Source organism: Paenarthrobacter sp. NPDC089307, from assembly GCF_040685055.1.
GTDB lineage: Bacteria > Actinomycetota > Actinomycetes > Actinomycetales > Micrococcaceae > Arthrobacter.
In genome coordinates this window covers 244,118-262,945 of record NZ_JBFBHE010000005.1, presented here as the reverse complement: position 1 = coordinate 262,945, position 18,828 = coordinate 244,118, and the positions used below count along the sequence as shown (strand labels likewise).

Here is an 18,828-nt window from a genome sequence, read left to right as displayed (position 1 = left end):
GCCCATCCCGAAGGGATTTATAGGCCTTAAGTGACCCCGCGTTGGGGTAATGCTTAGCCGAAGTACTTCGGCAGGGTGGCTTCGTGCGCTTCGCGGAGGGCGTCCAGTGAGAGCTCGTCCACACCGTTGATCTCCAGCTTTCCACCGGCAGCGTCAACAACGCCGATCCGGAGGTGGGCGAAGCCGCGGGCGGTGCACATGTCCTTGAAGCGGATTTCCTCGGAGCGCGGCACGGACACGATTGCCCGGGCCTGGGACTCGGAGAACAGGGCCGTGAACAGGTCCACGCCGTCGCGCTCCATGAGTTCCTCAAGGGCGATGCGGGCACCGACGCCGTAGCGCAGCGAGGACTCCACCAAGGCAGCTGCGAGGCCACCTTCGGAGAGGTCGTGGGCTGCGTCAACCATGCCGTCGCGTGAAGCGTTGATCAGGATCTCGCCCAACGCGCGCTCGGCCGCAAGGTCGACCTTCGGCGGCAAGCCACCAAGGTGTCCGCGCAGGTTGGACCACTCCGAACCGTCCAACTCAGCAGCCGTCGTACCCAGCAGGTAGATGGCCTGGCCATCTTCGCGCCAGCCCGACGGCGTGCGGCGGGCGACGTCGTCGAGCTTGCCGAGGACGGCCACCACCGGGGAGGGGTGGATCGGCGTGGTGCCGGTCTGGTTGTACAGCGAGACGTTGCCGCCGGTGACCGGGATGCCAAGTTCCATGCAGGCGTCCGAGAGGCCACGGATGGCTTCGGCCAGCTGCCACATGACATCCGGGTCCTCGGGGGAACCGAAGTTAAGGCAGTCGCTGACGGCCATCGGAACGGCGCCGGAAGTGGCGACATTGCGGTAGGCCTCGGCCAGGGCCAGCTGTGCACCCTGGTACGGCTCGAGGTAGGTGTAGCGGCCATTGGCGTCAGTGGCCAGGGCGACGCCCAGTCCGGTTTCCTCGTCCACGCGGACTACGCCGGCGTCGTCCGGGAAAGCCATGGCAGTGTTGCCGCCAACGTAGCGGTCGTACTGCTTGGTGATCCAGGACTTGCTGCACATGTTCGGCGATGCCACGAGTTCGGTGACGGCTGCGGCCAGCTCGGAAGGAGCCGACGGACGGCCTGCGTCTTCCACGGAACCGGTGAAGGAGTTGGCCTGTACCGAGTCCTGCCACTCCGGGCGGGCGAACGGGCGGTCGTAGACCGGGCCGTCGTGCGCTACGGTGCGGGGATCGACGTCGACAATTACTTCGCCTTCCCAGGTGATGATGAGGCGACCGGTGTCGGTGACTTCACCCAACCAGGAGTACTCAACGGCCCACTTGTCCATGACGGCTTCGAAGGCTTCGATGTTCTCCGGGGTCACCACGGCCATCATGCGTTCCTGCGACTCGGACATGAGGATCTCGCCCGGGGTCAGCGTGGGGTCGCGGAGCAGGACGGAGGTCAGCTCGACCTCCATGCCGCCGTCGCCGTTGGAGGCGAGCTCGGACGTGGCGCAGGAGATGCCTGCCGCGCCGAGGTCCTGGATGCCTTCAACCAGGGAGCCCTTGAAGAGCTCGAGGCAGCACTCGATGAGGACCTTCTCAGCGAAGGGGTCGCCCACCTGGACGGCGGGACGCTTGGAGGGCTTGGTGTCATCGAACGACTCCGAGGCCAGCACCGAAGCGCCGCCGATGCCGTCGCCGCCGGTGCGTGCACCGAACAGCACAACCTTGTTGCCCTTGCCCGATGCGTTGGCCAGGCGGATGTCCTCGTGGCGCATGACGCCTACAGCGAGTGCGTTCACCAGCGGGTTGCCCTGGTAGACGGAGTCGAACACCATTTCGCCGCCGATGTTCGGCAGGCCGAGGCAGTTGCCGTAGCCACCGATGCCGGCAACAGCACCGTGCATGACGCGGGCGGTGTCCGGGTGGTCGATCGCGCCGAAACGTAGCGGGTCCATCACGGCAACCGGGCGGGCGCCCATGGAGATGATGTCGCGGACAATGCCGCCGATGCCGGTGGCGGCACCCTGGTAAGGCTCAACGAACGACGGCGAGTTGTGGGACTCGATCTTGAACGTCACGGCCCAGCCGTCGCCGAGGTTGGTGACGCCGGCGTTCTCGCCGATGCCCACCAGCATGTCCTTCTTCATTTCCTCAGTGACCTTCTCGCCGAACTGGCGGAGGTGGTTCTTGGAGGACTTGTAGGAGCAGTGCTCGCTCCACATGACGGAGTACATGGCCAGTTCGGCGCCGGTGGGGCGGCGGCCAAGGACCTTGACGATCTCGTCGAATTCGTTCTGCTTCAGGCCCAGCTCGGCCCACGGGAGTTCCGTGTCCGGGGTCTTGGCAGCGTGCTCAACGGTGTCGATGTTGAACTTCTTGGTGGTTTCCGTGGTCACTTGTCGCCTCCCACAATCTTGGTCAAAACGGAGGTGAAGAAACCGAGCCCGTCGGTGTCGCGGGGAGCGCTATCAAGCGATTCGGGACCGAAGCCGGCCTCCACAGCGTGCTCGGGGTGCGGCATGAGGCCCACTACGTTGCCGGCAGCGTTGGAGATACCGGCGATGTCGCGGCGGGAGCCGTTCGGGTTGAAGCCGACGTAACGGAACACGACGCGGCCTTCAGCTTCAAGGGCGTCGAGGGTCTTCTCGTCGGCGATGTACTGGCCGTCCTGGTTCTTCAACGGCACAATGATTTCCTGGCCGTCCGCATAGTCCACAGTCCAGGCGGTGTTGGCGTTTTCCACGCGCAGCGTCTGGTCGCGGCAGATGAACTTCAGGTGGTCGTTCTTGATCATCGAACCGGGCAGCAGGTGCGACTCGGTGAGGATCTGGAAGCCGTTGCAAATACCGAGGACCGGCAGCTTCGCGTCGGAGTTTGCGGCGTCGATGATCTTGGACATCAGCGGCGCGAAACGCGAAATGGCGCCGGCGCGCAGGTAGTCGCCGTAGGAGAAACCGCCGGGGATGATCACAGCGTCAACGTCGCCGAGTTCGGAGTCGGCATGCCACAGCGACACCGCCGTGCCGCCTGCAAGACGCACTGCACGGGCGGCGTCGCGGTCGTCCAGGGTACCGGGGAAGGTGACGACGCCGATTTTGGCGCCGGCGAGCTTGGGCTCCGCGGCGACAGCCACGGCCTCGCCAATCAAGGGGATCGACGTCATATCAGGCCTCGACGACCTCGACGTTGACAACATCCTCGATTACCGGGTTGGACAGGAGGGTCTCGGCAGCTTCGCGGGCCTGGGCCAGGATAGCGTCGGTCACCTCGCCGTCGACGGTCAGTTCGAAGCGCTTGCCCTGGCGGACTGCGCTGAAGCTGTTGAAGCCGAGGCGGGGCAATGCACCCACGATGGCCTTCCCCTGGGGGTCCAGAATCTCGGGCTTGGGCATGACGTCAACGACGATCCGGGGCATCCGGTAACTCCTGTGCGTGAGTTGGGTGAACCTTAAATAAGGCTGCCGCGGAGGTGCCGTCTCACGCCGTTCAGCCGCATTCAAACTTCGTGATGAACACAGGGTTAAACACGGTTGTGAACTGCATTGTTTGAACGGCATGGGGGCGCTCCGCGAGCTTGCACCACCATTCTACCGGGAGCGGCGCTCATACCCTATTCAGGCCGGTTCCGCGAGGACCCCCCGCCGTCGCGGCCGAAATCCAGCGATGTGAACGCTCGACGGCGGCACTCGCCAATGCCTGCAGGCGCTGGCAGCTGCTGGCCAGCCTCACTAGGATTGGGGCATGGCGGAGAAACCGAAATCGATGGTGCTTGGCGTTGTGGCCGCGGCAGTTTTTGCGGGCCTGGGCCGCATGGTGATCCAGAAGATCAAGGCGGACAAAGCGGCCCGTGATCAAAGGGTGACCGCCCCCTTGGATGCCGAGACGCGGGCGAAGATCAGCGACGCCTTGCGCACGCCCCGCTAAGGGCACTGACAATAGCGCACGTACAAATGCGCTATTCCGCCGGGTTAAATGGCGTGGTTTCGTCGTAGGTTGGAAATACACGCGGGGGTTCACCCCCCTGGTAAAGATCAGCAACCAGGAGGAACAATGACCGAACACATTGCCGAAGTATCCGCCTGTAGCGTTGGCAGCTGCGGATTCAACCACGACGGATGCACCGCTTTTGGAATCACCATCGGTGGTACCCAGGACCATGCTTCCTGCGCAACGTTCATCGACACCAACGCCATGGGTGGGCTTCCCAAGGTGCTGGCCCACGTCGGTGCCTGCCAGCGGTCCGAGTGCGTCCACAACAACAACCTCATGTGCGAGGCACACGATGTCAGGGTTGGTCCCGGCCGTGAAGCCGCCGATTGCCTGACCTACGAGCACGCCTGAGTTCCTGTCCGAAACGTTCCTGTCTGAATCGTTCTTAGCAAAAAGCGGGCCCGCCTCCTCGGAGGGCGGGCCTGCTTTTTTGGTTATTCAGTCATGCCTTGGATGCCGGGCGTCAGCTGCCCTTGGGGTTGTCCGCATCCACGAGTTCCTGCTCGGCTACCGCCTGGATCAGGGCCAACAGTTCCGGATCCAGCCCCGGGGCAAATTCTTCCTTGCGCTCCGGTGCGATGGTCATGGGGAAGCCATCCGGCATCGTCTCGGTGCGCAGGTCAGTGCCATCGTTGGAGGGCGAGGCGCCGCGGTAGAGCTTGCCTGCTTCGCTGAGGTTGTCCGCGCTGAAGGTGTATTGGACGCTCTGCAACCCCAGATCCAGGAGCTTCTTCACCTCGGGGAACTGCTCGGCGTTGGTTTTGGGGATGGGGAGGACCTTTCCCCAATTGACGCCCAAGCTTTCCAAGGCCTTGGCATAGGCGTTCTCGTGGGCCTGGTCGCGGACGATCAGGTAGGCGATGGTGGAGCGTGCCGTCTTGTTGGCCGTCATTTCGTAGATGCGGCATTTCTGCAGGCGGCCCGTGGATTCAAGCATCAGGTTGTAGAGCAGGTCCAGCACCAGGTTTCCGCTGTTGTAGACCCAGGAGCCGTTCCACGGGTTGCCGGCCGCGTCCACGGGCAGTGCTCCCTGTGCGCCCACCAGGTAGTGGTGGATGTTGCTGGTATCCAGCGCGATGTTGAGCGGGGTAGCTCCCTTGGCTCCGGGTTCGTCCACGGGATCATTCTTTTTGCCCTGGTACTCCGGCGAGCCGTCCAGGAGCCGGGAGATGGTTGTTCCGATGAGCTCCACGTGGCTGATCTCTTCGGTGCCGATGCCTTGCAGTAGGTCTTTGTAGGGCTTGGAGGCCGGATCTCCGCGGAAGTTCATGCTTTGGAAGAGGTACTGCATCATGGTCCGCATTTCGCCGAACTGGCCTCCCAGACCTTCCTGGAGGGCGTTGGCGGCGGCGGGATCAGGCTCGTCTACGGCTATTTCGTTGATCAGAAGTTGGGTGTGCAGGTACATTGCGATTCCTCACGTTGTTCATGCTGCGTCCGTGGGATGGGAACCCTCTGCTGGCCACCCCGGAGCCCCCACCATAAGCATGCTTACTATTTGCAGGCAAGGAAAGAATCGAATTCCGTCAGCCGGCCACTTGGTTGGTGAGCGGTTTTCCGTCCTTGAGGGCGGAGATGTTGGCCAGGACCAGCCTCGCGGAACCCTTGGGACGGTTGCCCGCGACGTGGGGCGTGATGATCAGGTTGGGTGCCGACCACAATTCCGAGTCAGCCGGGAGCGGTTCAACCTTGGTCACATCCAGTGCTGCTGCGCGCAAGCGACCCTCTTTCAGGGCCGCCAGCAGCGCGTCCTCATCCACGGTGGCGCCGCGACCCACGTTGACGAAGACGGCTGAGGCCGGCAGATGGCGCAGAACGTCGTCGTCGAAGGCGTCAGCGGTTTCCGGGGTTGCGGGCAGTATCGAAACCAGCACGTCGGTGGAGCGCAGGACCTCCGGGAACCCGTCCGCAGCGACCACCGGGAAGCCATAGCGCTCGCCTTTGGAACTTGCGACGCCGGTGACCTCCGCGCCCAGCGCAGCCAGCAGGGGAGCCAGCCGCCCCGCGATGGAACCGAATCCCCAAATGGTGACCTTGGCGCCGTCGAGCGTGTAGAGCCGTTCGGTGGCGGGGTTCGCCTGCTCATCGTTGTACTGCGTGTTCCAGGTGCTTGCCCGCTGCGATTCCTGCAGTACGTCCAGGCGGCGGATGGCCGCCAGGACCAGCGCCAGGGCGTGCTCGGCCACGGGGCCGTCATGGAGTGAGCGGCCCGAGGTGATGGCCACGTGGTCAGCAAAACCCGCCGCGAGCACGGAGTCCGGTCCGGCTGCCAGCGTTTGAACCAGTTTGAGGGAGGGCATCTCCCTGGCGGCATCGGCCAGGTTTTCCGCCGTGTTCCTCCAGGCCACCAGTACCTCTGCGTCGCGGTGTTCGATGGGGATCGTTTTGTCCACTTCGTAGACCACCGTCTCGTCTCCCGAAGAGGCAAGATCGGCGAGGTCCAGTTCGATGGTGTCCGGGACGAGGATTTTCACTGCAGCTCCGTTGCTCGAGAGGTTTGCCGGTATTCAGTCGACGGTACCCCGTCGAGGCGGAGGCGCGACATTGTCACTTACTGCCATCTGGCGAATCGCATTTGTGACAAGACAAATTCCCTCAAATGTGCTGTATGTCATATTCGGCTCTCACTAGATACTCTATGACTCGGCTGGTTGCGCGGTTTTGACAAGAACTGTCAAAGGTTCAACCATCTGTTAGTTGACAGGCCTTGGCGATGGAGCCCGGGCCTCCCTCAGTGAAAGGTGCAACCACTCGTGAAATCACAAGGAAAGAGCTTCGTCAGAAGCGGGGGACTCCGGAAGGCCGCGGTACTCGCCGTCGGGCTGCCGTTGCTGCTCTCCTCCATGGCGATGCCGGCCCAAGCGGCTCCCGCCCCGGAGGCGCCTGGAAATGTTGCAGGCGTGGCCAAGAAGAACCTTGACCCCGGCTCCTACAAGGACGGCCGTTACATGGTTGTCCTCGCCGAAAAGCCTGCGGCAACATACGACGGCGGCACGGCGGGCCTTGCGCCCACCAAGCCGGAGGAAGGCAAGAAGCTCGACGCCGACAGCGCCGAGGTGAAGCAATACCAGCAGCACCTGCAGCAGAAGCAGAAGGAAGTTGCCCAGCAGGAAAACGTCACCATCAAGCGCGAGTTCACCACCGCCGTCAACGGCTTCAGTGCAAACCTCACCGCGGACCAGGCCATCAACCTTGCCAAGGACCCCAAAGTCCTGATGGTCGCACCTGACACGCAGTACGCCCCGGATTACTCCACCACCGATTTCCTGAAGCTCAGCGGCCCCAACGGGACGTGGGCAACGCAGTACGGCGGCCAGGAAAATGCAGGCAAGGGCACTGTTGTTGGCGTCATCGACACGGGCTACACACCCTCCAACCCGTTCTTCGCCGGCGAACCCGTCGGTCCGCTGGTAGGCAATCCGCAGGTAGGCGTTCCCTACCGGACGGCCGACGGCAAGATCGCCATGTTGAAGGCCGACGGCGACACGTTCGTGGGTGAATGCCAGCCGGGTACCGCTACGGGCGGCGACTACGATGGCAGCGCCTGCAACTCCAAGGTCCTGAGCACCCACTACTTCGCGGATGCCTTCCTTGAAACCGTTCCCCCGGAAAACCGGGCGCCGGAAGAAGTCATTTCACCGGTCGACGTTGCCAGCCACGGCACCCACACCGCCAGCACCGCAGCCGGCAACGGCAACGTGGACGCAGTGGTGGACGGCCGCAGCTTTGGAACCACCAGCGGCATCGCACCGGCCGCCAAGCTCTCCATCTACAAAGTCTGCTGGGAAGACACCGATCCCGCGACGGGCGGCTGCTACGGCTCCGCCTCCGTGGACGCGATCGAGCAGGCCATCCTGGACGGCGTGGACGTGCTGAACTACTCCATCTCCGGTTCCACCACCTCCACCACCGATCCCGTGTCGCTGGCCTTCCTGTCCGCGGCCTCTGCGGGTATCTTCGTTGCCACTTCGGCCGGTAACTCCGGGCCGACCGCCAGCACCGTCAACCACGGAGCCCCCTGGTTGACCACTGTGGCTGCAACCTCGTTCTCGCAGGAACTCCAGGGCACCGTTGAATTCTCCGATGGCAGCAAGTTCCGCGGAGCGAGCATCATGAACCGTGAGGTGAACGGGGCCGGCGTCGTGCTGTCCACCAACGCTGCAAGCGGTTCAGGTAACGCAGCGCTTTGCGCCCCGGGCTCCCTGGACCCGGCCAAGGTGGCCGGCAAAGTGGTGGTCTGTGACCGTGGCGTGGTTGACCGCACCGCCAAGAGCGCTGAAGTGCTGCGCGGCGGCGGCGTGGGCATGATCCTGGTGAACCTGACGGATTCGTCGCTGGACACCGACAAGCACGCAGTCCCCACCGTTCACGTGAACCCGCCTGCCACGCAGGCCATCAAGGACAAGATCACGGCCAACCCCGCCATCACGGTCTCCTTGATCAACAGGGACACCACGGGCCTGCCCGCAGAAGCACAGCCGCAGATCGCCGGGTTCTCCTCCCGCGGCCCGCTGCTTGCCACTGACTCTGACCTGCTGAAGCCGGATGTTTCCGCACCCGGCGTCGCCATCCTGGCGGGCGTATCCCCGATCGGAACCGGTGGCGACAACTTCGGCTTCCTGTCCGGAACCTCCATGGCAGCCCCTCATGTTGCCGGCTTCGGCGCGCTCATCCTGTCCAAGAACCCGCAGTGGTCCCCGGCCACGGTGAAGTCCGCCATGATGACCACCGCAGGTCCGGTCAAGCTGGCCAACGGTGCCGTCAACAAGGACGTCTTCGCCACGGGTGCCGGACAGGTCGACCCCGCAAAGGTCCTCGCCCCGGGCCTGGTGTACGACGCCACCACCGAGGACTACCTGAAGTTCATCCAAGGCACCGGAATGGACCTGGGCATGGAAGGGCTCGGCACCACTGCCGCGCGCGACATGAACGTCCCCTCCTTTGCGCTGGGCAACCTGGCCGGCAAGATCGAGGTCACCCGTACCCTCACGGCACTGACTCCGGGTACGTACCGGGCCTCTGCGGACGTTCCGGGCGTCAACGTCAAGGTGACGCCGTCCGTGCTTACCTTCGGCGCTCCCGGCGAAAAGAAGACGTTCAAGGTCCAGTTCGAGAACAAGAACGCCGAGCTCGGCAAGTTCGCCATGGGCTCGCTGAGCTGGCAGGGTGCCAACAAGGCGGTCACCTCGCCGATCGCTGTCCGTCCGCAGTCCGTGATCGCGGACAAGGCGCTGGCTTTCACGGGTACCGGTCCCAACGGATCCGGGACCATCAACATCACCTCCGGCACCAACCTGCCGGTGGGCGTGACCATTGATGGACTGTCCAAGGCTGATTCCTCAGCCATCGAACTCGTTCCGGGTCCGTTTGCGGGCGAGACCAACGCCTCCAACTTCGTGAAGAAGGTGACCGTTGGTGCGGGCAGCGCCCTGGCCAAGTTCTCGGTGATCTCCTCCAACGAAGCCGCCGACTTCGACATGCTGGTGCTCACACCGTCCGGCCAGCAGCTGCCGGCGGCAACGGCATCAGCAAGCGAAACCCTGTCCGTGCCGAATCCGGCGCCGGGCGATTACTACGTCTTCGCCAACCTCTACGCCAGCCCCAACAACCAGGCCACCAAGGCCACCGTTGATGCTGCCGTATTGGGCGCCAACCAGGGCAACGCCACTGTGACACCGAACCCGATCCGCCTGCCCAACGGCAAGAGGGGCCAGATCTCGCTGAACTGGAAGAACCTGGAACCGGGTTCCTACATTGGCCGCCTGACCTTCGCCGGAACCAGTGAGCCGAGCTTCGTCACGGTTCTGGTCAACCCCGGCGGAGCGGTAGTGGTTCCGGACGAGGAAGACCCCAAGAAGGACAAGAAGGACAAGAAGCCGCGGGGCAAGATCCGCGCTGACGAGCCGACGCAGAGCAACAACGCCGGCTAAAACTCTGCGGGCCACGCAAATGGGCTGAGGACACCGGAATCCGGGAGTCCCCAGCCCATTTGCGTGTCATGAGCCGGAAGGGGGGTCCTAGACAGCGCCGGATGCGCCCCCGGTGTTGCCCAGCAATGCGGCCAGGGTCTTCCAACGGGCGATCTCGCAGCCGTCAGTCCTGCTGAAGTGGCTGTGGACCTTGCGGCCACGGAACCACCCGGTCACTTCAGCCACCTGCGGGCCGCCATACTGCTGGGTGCAGATCCGGTCCGGTCGGGGCTGCGGGAAGAAGGCCTCCTCCCCGAACTGCTCGACGGCGGCAAGTGCCGCAGGCGCGTCCGGCAGGTTTGAGTCAACTGACTCCGGGTCCGGTGAAAGGACGCCTCCGGCGGACCGGAGGTGGAAGACCCTGCTTTCAGCGCCTGGCGACTCTGTCAGCGTGACTGTGAGGTCGACGTCGTACTCGCTGGTGTCGCTGTTTTGGGAAACCATGGTGACCTTTCGCTGATGGCGTCGGGTGCTCAGGCGGCCGAGCCGCTCAACTCGTCCAAGAGCGGGCGTACTGCCTGGAGCACGCGGGCACGCAGCTCCTGGGATTCGGCTGCGAAAGCCCGCTGGTATTCAACGTACTCGGCCTTGCCCTGCGGTGTCTCAATCCTGATGGGCGGGTAGCCCCATTCTTCAAGATCGTACGGTGAAGCCCGCATGTCCATGGCGCGGATCCGCCAGGACAACTCAAAGCAGTCCATCACCAGTTCACTGGGAAGGGCCGGTGTCAGCTTGTAAGCCCACTTGTAGAGGTCCATGTTGGCATGCAGGCACCCCGGCTGCTCCATGGTTCGCTGGTTTTCACGGGTAGGAGTGAGCTCGTTGAGGGGCGCGGCGTCAGGGGTATAGAAGCGGAAGGCGTCGAAGTGGGAGCAGCGGATGCGGTTCTCCTCCACCACGGTGTCTGTGCCCTGGCCGCCGAGCCTCAGCTTCAGGTACTCGTGGCGCAGCTCAAACTTCTCCTGCCGGTACACCATGGCCCACTCGTGCAGGCCGAAGCAGCCGAATTGCGCCGGGCGCTTCGCGGTGCCGGAGAGGATGATCCCGGCAAACCGTACCGCTTCGCTGCGGTCGGCCAGGAAGCCGGCCCGGTCAAAGGTGACCGCCGGCGTGTCCGCAGGCAACCCGAGCGAGGCGAGTTCGCCGTCGTCGAGGGTCCTGTAGAACTTCCATGTGCTGCGCTCCACTGCACGTTCACCGCTGAGGACCGCAGCGTCGCCGGGGTGCCAACGCGTCAGCTGGCCGGGTTTCTGGGTGTAGTAGGTGAAGAGGAAGTCCTCCACGGGATGCTTTTTGCCGGCCGAACGCCGGGCAAGGTATGGGTCGGAGTACTGCGCGACCCGGGCCTGATGGGCAGCCTCCAACCCAAGCCATTGCTCTTGGGGGAGGTGCTGCAGCCTAGAAACCGCCATCGGATCCGAGGACGGTCTTTGCAACGTCCCATTTGCCGATCTGGCAGCCATCAGTGCGGTTGAAGGCAGCGCTGACTTCCTTGCCGTCCACGGATCCGGTCACCGTGGCAGTTGCCGGACCGCCGTACTGCATGGTGCAGGCCCGGTCGGCCTTGGGGGGAGCAGGAGTGAGCATGGTGGGGTTGTTCTTGATCGCGGCGCAGGCTTCGGAGGCCGACGGGTGCTTGCTCTCCGCCGCGGCCGTGCCGCCCGTGCACACCAGCGTGAAGGTCTTGGGTGCGGCCTCCGGCGTCTCCAGGAGGGTGATGGACAGTTGGGCATCGCCCCGACCTGCAGCCGCCGTCGGGCTGCTGCTGGGAGTCACGCTGGTGCTGGACGGGCTGCTGCTTGAGGAAGCCGACGGCGGGGCCTGGGTATTGCTGCCTGTGGAACCGGGGGCGGTGGTGCCGGAGCATGCGGCGAGAGCGGCGACAGCAAGTACTGCAAATACGGGACGGGCAAGTCGCAGGCGCATCGGATCTCCTAGGTTGCCTCCATTTTACGTGGCTCTTCGGCGGCGCGCTGCTTCAGGCGGTGCGCTGGGTGGCTGCGATCAAACCCGTCATGGCCTGGTGGAGTTCGGCTACTTCCTCGCGGCTGAGCTGCAGGCGATCGCGGATTGCGCCGGGCACTGCCGTTGCCTGCGCGCGGAGTGCCGCTCCCTTGTCCGTCAGCGTGATGGCCAGGGCGCGTTCATTGCCTGGCACGCGCTCGCGGGTGATGAGCTGCGCTTCTTCGAGGCGTTTCAGCAGCGGGGAGAGGGTGGCGGGATCGTGGAGGAGGCTGTCGCTGATGTCCTTCAAGGTCCGGGGGCTACGTTCCCATAGGGCCAGCATCACCAAGTACTGGGGGTGGGTCAGCCCCAGTTTTTCGAGGACGGGCTTGTAGACCCCTACAACGCTGCGCGAGGCCACGGTCAGGGCAAAGCACAGTTGGCGTTCCAACAGGAGGTCATCGGTTTCCTGGGTGGTATCGCTGACGGTCGTCATGGCTTCCTCCTGCTTGCTGCACTGACGAGGCTACACTGCGTCGTATCTGCACCGATTAGTTAGTGTACTAATGATTAGCGTACTATGAACGTATTGAACCGTCGAATACTGAGGAGTCGATCAGCGTGGCAAAGGAATCCTTCACCCGGAAATTCATGCGCGCAACCGGGAAGTTCCGCGTCATTTTTGGTCCGGCGCACAGTAGCTCCCTCGATCACGAGATGACTGAAGCCAATCGGAAGCTGCTCGCCCAGCGCCAGGCCGAGACCCAGCAGTGGGAGACCCTCCGCCGTCCGGACGGCAGCACTTACGTGGTTCCCCGCAACCCCGACGACAAGTCCCTGCGCTAACCCCCCGCGCGAGATGGCATTTGATGACAGTGTTTGCCGGAAACATTGTCATCAAATGCCATCTCGGCGAAAGATTTCGGGCGTAAAATTGGGTCACGGACGGCGCGCCTGCCCTGCCGTTTTTTCTCTCCCGCAAGAAAGGGGGTGGAAGAGCATGGGACGCAAGTTGGAAGGCTTCCAGCACGTGACCGAGCGGCTCCAGTACGTCTTTGGGCCCGCAACCCACGGCGACACGGACGCTCCTATAGTGCACAAGCACGACGATTTTGAAACAGCCTCCGAGGCCGACTTGAAGAACTTCGACATCGAGACTGATTCAGAAGGCCATCACTACGCCGTCAGGAACAATGACCCGGGGCCGACCAGTACGGATTATTCAGTCTGACCACACCCTTGACCCCGAATCCACCGCCGTGCCACTGTTGAGCAACTAATCAGCATGCTTATTATATTGTCATGGACGCGGATATTGCTGGGGAACGAGGGGACTGACGATGAGTGCTCAGGATGATGCTGCAATGACCCGCGGGGGCAATGGGCCCAGCGGTTATACGCAGCCGCGTACCGCTCCGGGGAGTTCCCGGCCAACGCGCACGGCAGCTTTGTGGGTTGCCGTTGCCGTAGGCCTGGTGGTCCTGGTGATGCTGATTGTCTTCTTCGTCCAGAACCAGGACATGATTACGGTCCGCTTCTTCGGCTTTGAAGGAACGCTCGCCCTTGGCACCACGTTGTTCATCGCGGCAGTCGGGGGCGGAGTCCTTGTGGCCCTCGCGGGCGGTGCGCGGATACTTCAACTGCGGATCACCGACCATCGGCGCCGGAAAGCACTGGGAGAACCAGGAACAGGACCATGAGCCAGGACCCGGATAACGGCGGCAAACAGCCCGGGCCGGAAGAACAGGCCAAACCGGAGCAGGTCGAACCGGAACAGGGCGGCAATGCCGGCTTGGGCGACCTCGCAGATGCGTTGTCGCCAGTAGTTGCGCCCGAGCAGACTGACGAGAAGCGCCTCGCGGAGCCCGACGCCGGCAAAGACGGTTAACTGCGGAAGGACCGGAGCGCGATGCTCCGGTCCTTCCGCAATTTAATCCCGACGGCGGCACTCCCTGACGACGTTCAGTCCGCCGGGGTGGTGGGTCGTCTTAGCCTTCGCAGTCAGTGCAGTAGGCGACGCCATCTTTTTCGCGGGCAATCTGCGAGCGGTGGCGGACCAGGAAACAGGAGTTGCAAGTGAACTCGTCGTTTGCCTGCGGAATGACCTGGATGACCAGTTCTTCGGCGACGATTTCGCCACCGGGGCCACTGGCGTCAAGGCCATCGGTTTCGTCCAGTTCCAGCACGACGCTCTTGGCCGTGGGAGCACTGGCGGATTGAAGAGCCTGGAGGGATTGCTCCTGGTTCTCTTTTACATCGGTACGGAGTTCGTCGTAATCGGCTGCCACTTTTTAATGCCTCTTCGTGTTAGGGGGTTACCGGGTATGCAACGTACAGCATGCCATGAAAATTCCATACCATACCCCAGTTCTGCAGCTTGTGGCGAAAACCACGTGGGTGGCGGCCCCTAAGAGCCGCCACCCCGCTGTTTTTCCCCTGTATTACCGGAGTTCGATGTCCAGGTATTGGAAGTCGTCGGCCGCGTGGCGACCCACCAACAGGCGGAAGCTGCCAGGCTCAAACTGCCAGCCGCCGTCGTAATGCGCAAAAGCCTTGGCCGGCAGGCGGACCTCCACGCTTTCAGTTCCGGCGGGGGCAAGATGGGTCCCGGCGTAGCCGGCGAGCCAGCGGACCGGGCGCTCTACGGCGGAGACAGGCCGTTCCAGGTAAACCTGCACCACCTCGCGTCCCGTGCGCTTGCCCGTGTTCTTCACCGGTACATGGACCACAACATCGTTGCCGGCGGTGACCACCTGCGGGGCATGCGCCTTTCCAAACTCGAACGTGGTGTATCCCAGGCCGAAACCGAAAGGCAACGCGGGGGCTGGGCCTCCTGCTGCCTGCTGCTTCAGCCAGGCGCGGTAACCGATGTGGATTCCCTCGGAGTAGACCACCTTGCCGTCAACGGGCGTTGTGCTCAGCACCGGGACATCGTCAAGCGCGGCAGGCCAGGTGGTGGGGAGTCGGCCGCCGGGTTCTTCAGCGCCAAGCAGGATGTCGGCGATGGCGTTGCCGAACTCCTGGCCGCCGAACCAGCCCAACAGAACCGCATCCACTGTGTTCAGCCATGGCATAAGCACCGGGGAACCTGCGTTCACCACAACCACTGTGCGGGGGTTTGCCGCAGCGACAGCCTCCACCAGTTGGTTCTGGTGACCGGGCAGGTCCAGGTTCGTGCGGTCGAAACCCTCCGACTCAATCGCCGCGTTGGTGCCAACCACCACCACAGCAACATCCGAGGAGCGGGCGGCCTTTACCGCGGCGTCAATTTCCGCTTGGGGGTCCTCCACCACGGTTTCCTCGCCCAGCAGGATGGCCGTGAAGGGGATAGCCTGCTCCGTCGGCAGCTGGTACTCGGCTTCGATCCGGACGCGCTGACCGGCAGTGGTTTCGATTGCGTGGACAGTCTTGGGAGGGTCGAACAGTGCTGCGCCGAGGACCTCGGTGTCGTCTTCGAGTTCGTTGTCGAAGACTTCCGCGCCGTCCAGGGCGAAACGGATCCGGCCCACCGTGCCAACTCCCACATGGTGGACGCCTGCTGTTTCGGCAGTCCAGTCCGTTTCCATGCGGATGGAGGCGGCGCCGTCGGGAATTCCGATGCCGAACCAAATCAGGTGGGAAGCCAGGCGGTCTTCACCGGAAATCTCAGAGCCGTCGTGGGCCAGGAAGGTAACGCGCAGCCCGGGAACATCGGAGACGGGGTTGTGGAGGCTGGTGCGGGGGAACGGTTGGAGTCCCTCCGCTACCTTGGCGCCGCGTGCGTAGGTGACGTTGACGTCGTCGGGCAGTGCTTTCCGCAGACCCTCCAAGGGGGAGACCGTGTACTTGGGCATCACCGTGGCGCTGCCGCCGCCCTGCGTGCGCGCTTCTTCGGCGTTGTGGCCGATCACCGCAACACTGGTAAGTTTGGCCGGGTCCAGCGGCAGGAGGCCCTGGTTGCGGACCAGCACGGCGCCGCGAACGGCAACTTCACGCGCGACGGCGGCCCCGTCCAGTGGTGCGGGAAGCTGGGTGACTGCAGGCGTGAAACCTTCAAGTGAGCCCACGCGGGCCGCCAGGCGGAGGATGCGGGTGACCTTTTCAACGATGGCGTCCCGGCTGACCCGCCCATCGTTCACGGCCGCGAGCAGCTTGGGCCCCCAATGGCCCACTGGACCAGGCATTTCAAGGTCCTGGTGTGCGTTGGCCGCATCGATCGAGCGGACCCCGGTCCAGTCGGACACCACAACCCCGTCGAAGCCCCATTCGGTGGTCAAGGGCGTTTCCAAAAGTTTGTTCTCGCTGGCGGTGGTGCCATTGATGGAGTTGTAGGAACTCATGACCAACCAGGCGCGGGCCTCGGTGATGGCGTCCTCGAAAGCGGCCAGGTAGAGCTCGCGCAGCGGGCGTTCGTCCACCACGGAGTCCGCAGTGAAGCGGTCCGTTTCAGCCTCGTTGGCCAGGTAATGCTTGGGGGTGGCGCCAACGCCCATGGATTGCACACCGGCGACGTACCCGGCAGCCATCGTTGCCGTCAGCCGCGGGTCCTCGCTCATGCATTCGAAATGCCTGCCGCCCAAGGGGGAGCGGTGCAGGTTAATGGTGGGGCCAAGCACTGCGTGAACGCCCTTGCGGCGTGCCTCCTGGCCAAGGACCTGGCCGTAGCGGTGCGCTGTTTCGACGCTCCAGGTAGCGGAAAGTGCCGAGGACGACGGGAGGGACACTGAATCGTGGCGCTCATCGAAGTCCTCGCCGCGAACCCCGGCAGGACCGTCCGACAAGACCACGCGGGACAGGCCGATCCCGGGGATGGCGTGCGTGGACCAGACGTCGGCGCCCGTCAGGAGTTGGACTTGCTGCTCCAGGCTGAGGCCCAGGGCGAGCTCGCGGATTCGTGCTTCCGCGTCAGGGGTTCCTGCTTCGGGCGCAGTAACGGCTGCAGAGAGGATGGGATTCATCTATTTGACTCCTTTGATACGTGTGACGAGGAGGGCGCCGATGATTCCGACGGCGGCACCTCCGAGGAACAAGGCCGGGTAACCGCCAAGCGCGATGACGGGGAAGGCTACTGCGGGAACCAACGACTGCGGGAGGGCCTGCGCGATGTTGAATACGCCGAAAGTTTTGGCGTTCTCGGACTGGTTTGCCGGCAGGAGGTCGGAGATGAGGGCGACGTCCACGGCACTGAAGACGCCGAGACCGAGGCCCAGTACTGCCTGGCCTGCAAGGACCTGTCCGGTGTTGGAACTGGTTGCGATGATGATCAAGCCGGCCATCATGACCAGGGCTGAGACGATCACCATGGCCTTGCGCTTCCCGATCCGGTCGCTGATCCATCCTCCGGCGAGGCTGGAGACTACGGTTCCGGCAGAGCTCACCAGCGTTGCCTGGAACACCAGGGAGGTCACTTGGGTTTCAGCGACGTGCAGGTGGTCGGCGAAGAAATACGGCAGATAGAGCAGGCCTGCGCAGTAGCCGAGGTAGACCATGAATTTCGTCAGCCAGGCCCATCCGAGGCCAGGGTTGACGCGGGGATCAAAGTAGAACGATCCGAGGATCTCTTTGAGGTTCAACGGGGCCGGCTTGTCGGTCAGGACCCGGTCTTTGAAGGTGAAGGCAAAGGCAATGGCCAAGGCGGTGCCCACGATTCCCGGGACAACCGCCATCTGCAGGGCGTTATCGAACATCTGGGCAAAGAACGCTGCCGCAACCAACCCTACGGGCAGGGTCATTCCGATCAGGCCGGAGAGGCGTCCCCGTTCTGCGGGAGCAGCTTGGTCCGGAAGTGTTGCAACCAAGGCTGCGAGGGCTGCGTTGAAGCCGAGCTGCGCAACAACCCAGGCAATGAGGACGGTTCCTACCTCGGTAGCCGAACCCAGCAAGAACAGTGACGCCAAGCCAACAAGGGAACCACCCACGATCCACGGCTTGCGCATTCCGAAGCGGGACGTGGTCCTGTCGCTAAGACGCCCGAAGAGGGGGTTGGCGAGGAGTGCAACTGCGGCACCCACTCCAGCCACAAGGCTCAGGGCGCCTGCCCTGGTTTCCGGGGTAGTGATTTCTGACATTTTGATGGCAAGTACAACCAAGGCTGGGGCGAGGACTGCCATCCACAACCCTGCGCTCGCGATTGGCATGCCGATGACATAGGCGCGCGGCGCCCGCGGCGTTGCTGGAACCTCGGACTGGGCGCCGATAGGCCCGACGCCGGCTGCCGATGACTGCTGATTTAGATCGAGGGCCACATTGCCTCCTGATGAACGGATGACCCACCGTTGGGCCTCAGGAAAACTGTAGCGACAAAAATCTAGTCTGACTAGGTTTTTGTAATATGTCCGTGAAATAGACTGGATGGATGCCTACTTCGAGGGCCCGTGGCCCGTACGCCAAGGGAGCGGAACGCCGCGAACAGATCATCCAGACGGCCACTGATGTCTTCGCGACGGAGGGTTTCGAAGGTACGGCTCTCAAGCGCGTGGCCGAGCTCGTGGGGGTGAAGGAAGCCACCCTGTTCCACTACTTCAAAGGCAAGCAGGAGCTTCTGACCGCCGTCCTGGCCGAACGTGACAGGCGGTCCCTTACTGCTGGCGGCACTGAAAACATCGGACTGGACCTCATGCCCGCCACCGCCGAGCGGAATGTGCGGGAGCCCGGACTGACAACCCTCTACGCCGTAGCCTCAGCCACCGCCAATGACCCCGGGCATGACTCGCACGGCTACTTCAAAGACCGCTATGAGTCACTGGTCCGGGATGTCGCCGCAGACATCAAGCGTCGCCAGGAGGCCGGCGAAGTCCGTACCGACGTCGAATCCGTTTTGCTCGCGCGACTGACAATCGCAGCGTTTGACGGACTTCAGCTGCAGTGGCTCTACGACAAGTCCGTGGACATGGCAGATGGCCTGACGCAGCTGGTGAAGGTTCTCCTGGCGCCGGCACAAGCTGAGTAACAGCTGACGCCGTCCTGAAAGGCTCAGAAC

20 protein-coding genes are annotated in these 18,828 nt (G+C 63.5%); 8 read left to right on the top strand and 12 right to left on the bottom strand.

The genetic code is table 11. The features are described from left to right. Window positions 1-53: 53 nt before the first annotated feature. Genes purL through purS form a run of 3 tightly spaced genes read right to left on the bottom strand, consistent with a single transcriptional unit; the run spans window position 54 to window position 3,383 of the window. Window positions 54-2,363: a phosphoribosylformylglycinamidine synthase subunit PurL gene (gene purL / locus AB0N72_RS14055; RefSeq protein ID WP_363930980.1), complete on the bottom strand. Its 2,310-nt coding sequence runs from the start codon at window positions 2,361-2,363 to the stop codon at window positions 54-56. Further along, window positions 2,360-3,130 (bottom strand): phosphoribosylformylglycinamidine synthase subunit PurQ, encoded by a 771-nt coding sequence (gene purQ / locus AB0N72_RS14050; RefSeq protein ID WP_363930979.1) that lies wholly within the window; start codon window positions 3,128-3,130, stop codon window positions 2,360-2,362. The genes purL and purQ overlap by 4 nt, the downstream gene beginning before the upstream one ends. Before the next feature lies 1 nt (window position 3,131). Next, a complete protein-coding gene (purS, locus tag AB0N72_RS14045; RefSeq protein WP_011773385.1) occupies window positions 3,132-3,383 on the bottom strand; it encodes a phosphoribosylformylglycinamidine synthase subunit PurS in 252 nt (83 codons plus the stop codon). Between the two features lie 325 nt (window positions 3,384-3,708). Here purS and AB0N72_RS14040 point away from each other — a divergent pair, with 325 nt between their 5' ends. After that, on the top strand, window positions 3,709-3,891 hold the full coding sequence (locus AB0N72_RS14040) for a hypothetical protein (protein WP_363930978.1): 183 nt from the start codon (window positions 3,709-3,711) through the stop codon (window positions 3,889-3,891). 126 nt (window positions 3,892-4,017) lie between these two features. Next, the gene (locus tag AB0N72_RS14035) at window positions 4,018-4,308 is read left to right on the top strand and encodes a DUF1540 domain-containing protein (RefSeq protein ID WP_211713976.1); all 291 of its coding nucleotides are present in this window, start codon (window positions 4,018-4,020) and stop codon (window positions 4,306-4,308) included. 112 nt (window positions 4,309-4,420) lie between these two features. On the opposite strand, the gene AB0N72_RS14030 is transcribed toward AB0N72_RS14035, so the two are convergent. Together AB0N72_RS14030 and AB0N72_RS14025 are read right to left on the bottom strand one after the other, a co-directional pair. Further along, window positions 4,421-5,365 carry a manganese catalase family protein gene (locus AB0N72_RS14030; protein WP_363930977.1) on the bottom strand — a complete coding sequence of 315 codons (945 nt, stop codon included), beginning with the start codon at window positions 5,363-5,365 and terminating at the stop codon, window positions 4,421-4,423. Window positions 5,366-5,483: 118 nt separating this feature from the next. Next, a complete protein-coding gene (locus AB0N72_RS14025; protein ID WP_363930976.1) occupies window positions 5,484-6,431 on the bottom strand; it encodes an NAD(P)-dependent oxidoreductase in 948 nt (315 codons plus the stop codon). A 369-nt stretch (window positions 6,432-6,800) separates the two neighbouring features. Here AB0N72_RS14025 and AB0N72_RS14020 point away from each other — a divergent pair, with 369 nt between their 5' ends. Continuing rightward, window positions 6,801-9,887 carry a S8 family serine peptidase gene (locus AB0N72_RS14020; RefSeq protein WP_363931245.1) on the top strand — a complete coding sequence of 1,029 codons (3,087 nt, stop codon included), beginning with the start codon at window positions 6,801-6,803 and terminating at the stop codon, window positions 9,885-9,887. An 87-nt stretch (window positions 9,888-9,974) separates the two neighbouring features. Here AB0N72_RS14020 and AB0N72_RS14015 read toward each other — a convergent pair whose 3' ends face one another. Genes AB0N72_RS14015 through AB0N72_RS14000 form a run of 4 tightly spaced genes read right to left on the bottom strand, consistent with a single transcriptional unit; the run spans window position 9,975 to window position 12,366 of the window. After that, on the bottom strand, window positions 9,975-10,370 hold the full coding sequence (locus tag AB0N72_RS14015; protein ID WP_363930975.1) for a serine protease inhibitor: 396 nt from the start codon (window positions 10,368-10,370) through the stop codon (window positions 9,975-9,977). Window positions 10,371-10,399: 29 nt separating this feature from the next. After that, window positions 10,400-11,338, bottom strand: coding sequence for a 3-methyladenine DNA glycosylase (locus AB0N72_RS14010; RefSeq protein WP_363930974.1), 939 nt, complete (start codon window positions 11,336-11,338; stop codon window positions 10,400-10,402). Further along, on the bottom strand, window positions 11,325-11,852 hold the full coding sequence (locus AB0N72_RS14005) for an SSI family serine proteinase inhibitor (RefSeq protein ID WP_363930973.1): 528 nt from the start codon (window positions 11,850-11,852) through the stop codon (window positions 11,325-11,327). The genes AB0N72_RS14010 and AB0N72_RS14005 overlap by 14 nt, the downstream gene beginning before the upstream one ends. A gap of 52 nt (window positions 11,853-11,904) precedes the next feature. Continuing rightward, on the bottom strand, window positions 11,905-12,366 hold the full coding sequence (locus tag AB0N72_RS14000; protein WP_363930972.1) for a MarR family transcriptional regulator: 462 nt from the start codon (window positions 12,364-12,366) through the stop codon (window positions 11,905-11,907). A gap of 125 nt (window positions 12,367-12,491) precedes the next feature. Between AB0N72_RS14000 and AB0N72_RS13995 the strand changes: the two genes are divergently transcribed. The 4 genes from AB0N72_RS13995 (at window position 12,492) to AB0N72_RS13980 (ending at window position 13,758) form a co-directional block, all read left to right on the top strand. After that, entirely contained in the window at window positions 12,492-12,716 is a 225-nt protein-coding gene (locus AB0N72_RS13995; protein WP_018779981.1) for a hypothetical protein, read from the top strand. Between the two features lie 154 nt (window positions 12,717-12,870). Continuing rightward, window positions 12,871-13,101 carry a hypothetical protein gene (locus AB0N72_RS13990; RefSeq protein WP_363930971.1) on the top strand — a complete coding sequence of 77 codons (231 nt, stop codon included), beginning with the start codon at window positions 12,871-12,873 and terminating at the stop codon, window positions 13,099-13,101. Window positions 13,102-13,210: 109 nt separating this feature from the next. After that, window positions 13,211-13,570 (top strand): LapA family protein, encoded by a 360-nt coding sequence (locus tag AB0N72_RS13985; RefSeq protein ID WP_363930970.1) that lies wholly within the window; start codon window positions 13,211-13,213, stop codon window positions 13,568-13,570. After that, window positions 13,567-13,758, top strand: coding sequence for a hypothetical protein (locus AB0N72_RS13980; RefSeq protein ID WP_363930969.1), 192 nt, complete (start codon window positions 13,567-13,569; stop codon window positions 13,756-13,758). Before AB0N72_RS13985 ends, AB0N72_RS13980 begins: the two co-directional genes overlap by 4 nt. A 100-nt stretch (window positions 13,759-13,858) precedes the next feature. On the opposite strand, the gene AB0N72_RS13975 is transcribed toward AB0N72_RS13980, so the two are convergent. The 3 genes from AB0N72_RS13975 to AB0N72_RS13965 form a co-directional block, all read right to left on the bottom strand. Further along, window positions 13,859-14,158 (bottom strand): DUF4193 domain-containing protein, encoded by a 300-nt coding sequence (locus AB0N72_RS13975; protein ID WP_363930968.1) that lies wholly within the window; start codon window positions 14,156-14,158, stop codon window positions 13,859-13,861. Between the two features lie 153 nt (window positions 14,159-14,311). Beyond that, on the bottom strand, window positions 14,312-16,807 hold the full coding sequence (locus AB0N72_RS13970; protein ID WP_363930967.1) for a glycoside hydrolase family 3 C-terminal domain-containing protein: 2,496 nt from the start codon (window positions 16,805-16,807) through the stop codon (window positions 14,312-14,314). Further along, window positions 16,808-18,094: an MFS transporter gene (locus AB0N72_RS13965; RefSeq protein ID WP_363930966.1), complete on the bottom strand. Its 1,287-nt coding sequence runs from the start codon at window positions 18,092-18,094 to the stop codon at window positions 16,808-16,810. A 110-nt stretch (window positions 18,095-18,204) separates the two neighbouring features. Here AB0N72_RS13965 and AB0N72_RS13960 point away from each other — a divergent pair, with 110 nt between their 5' ends. Beyond that, window positions 18,205-18,798, top strand: coding sequence for a TetR/AcrR family transcriptional regulator (locus tag AB0N72_RS13960; RefSeq protein ID WP_363930965.1), 594 nt, complete (start codon window positions 18,205-18,207; stop codon window positions 18,796-18,798). Window positions 18,799-18,828: the final 30 nt, after the last annotated feature.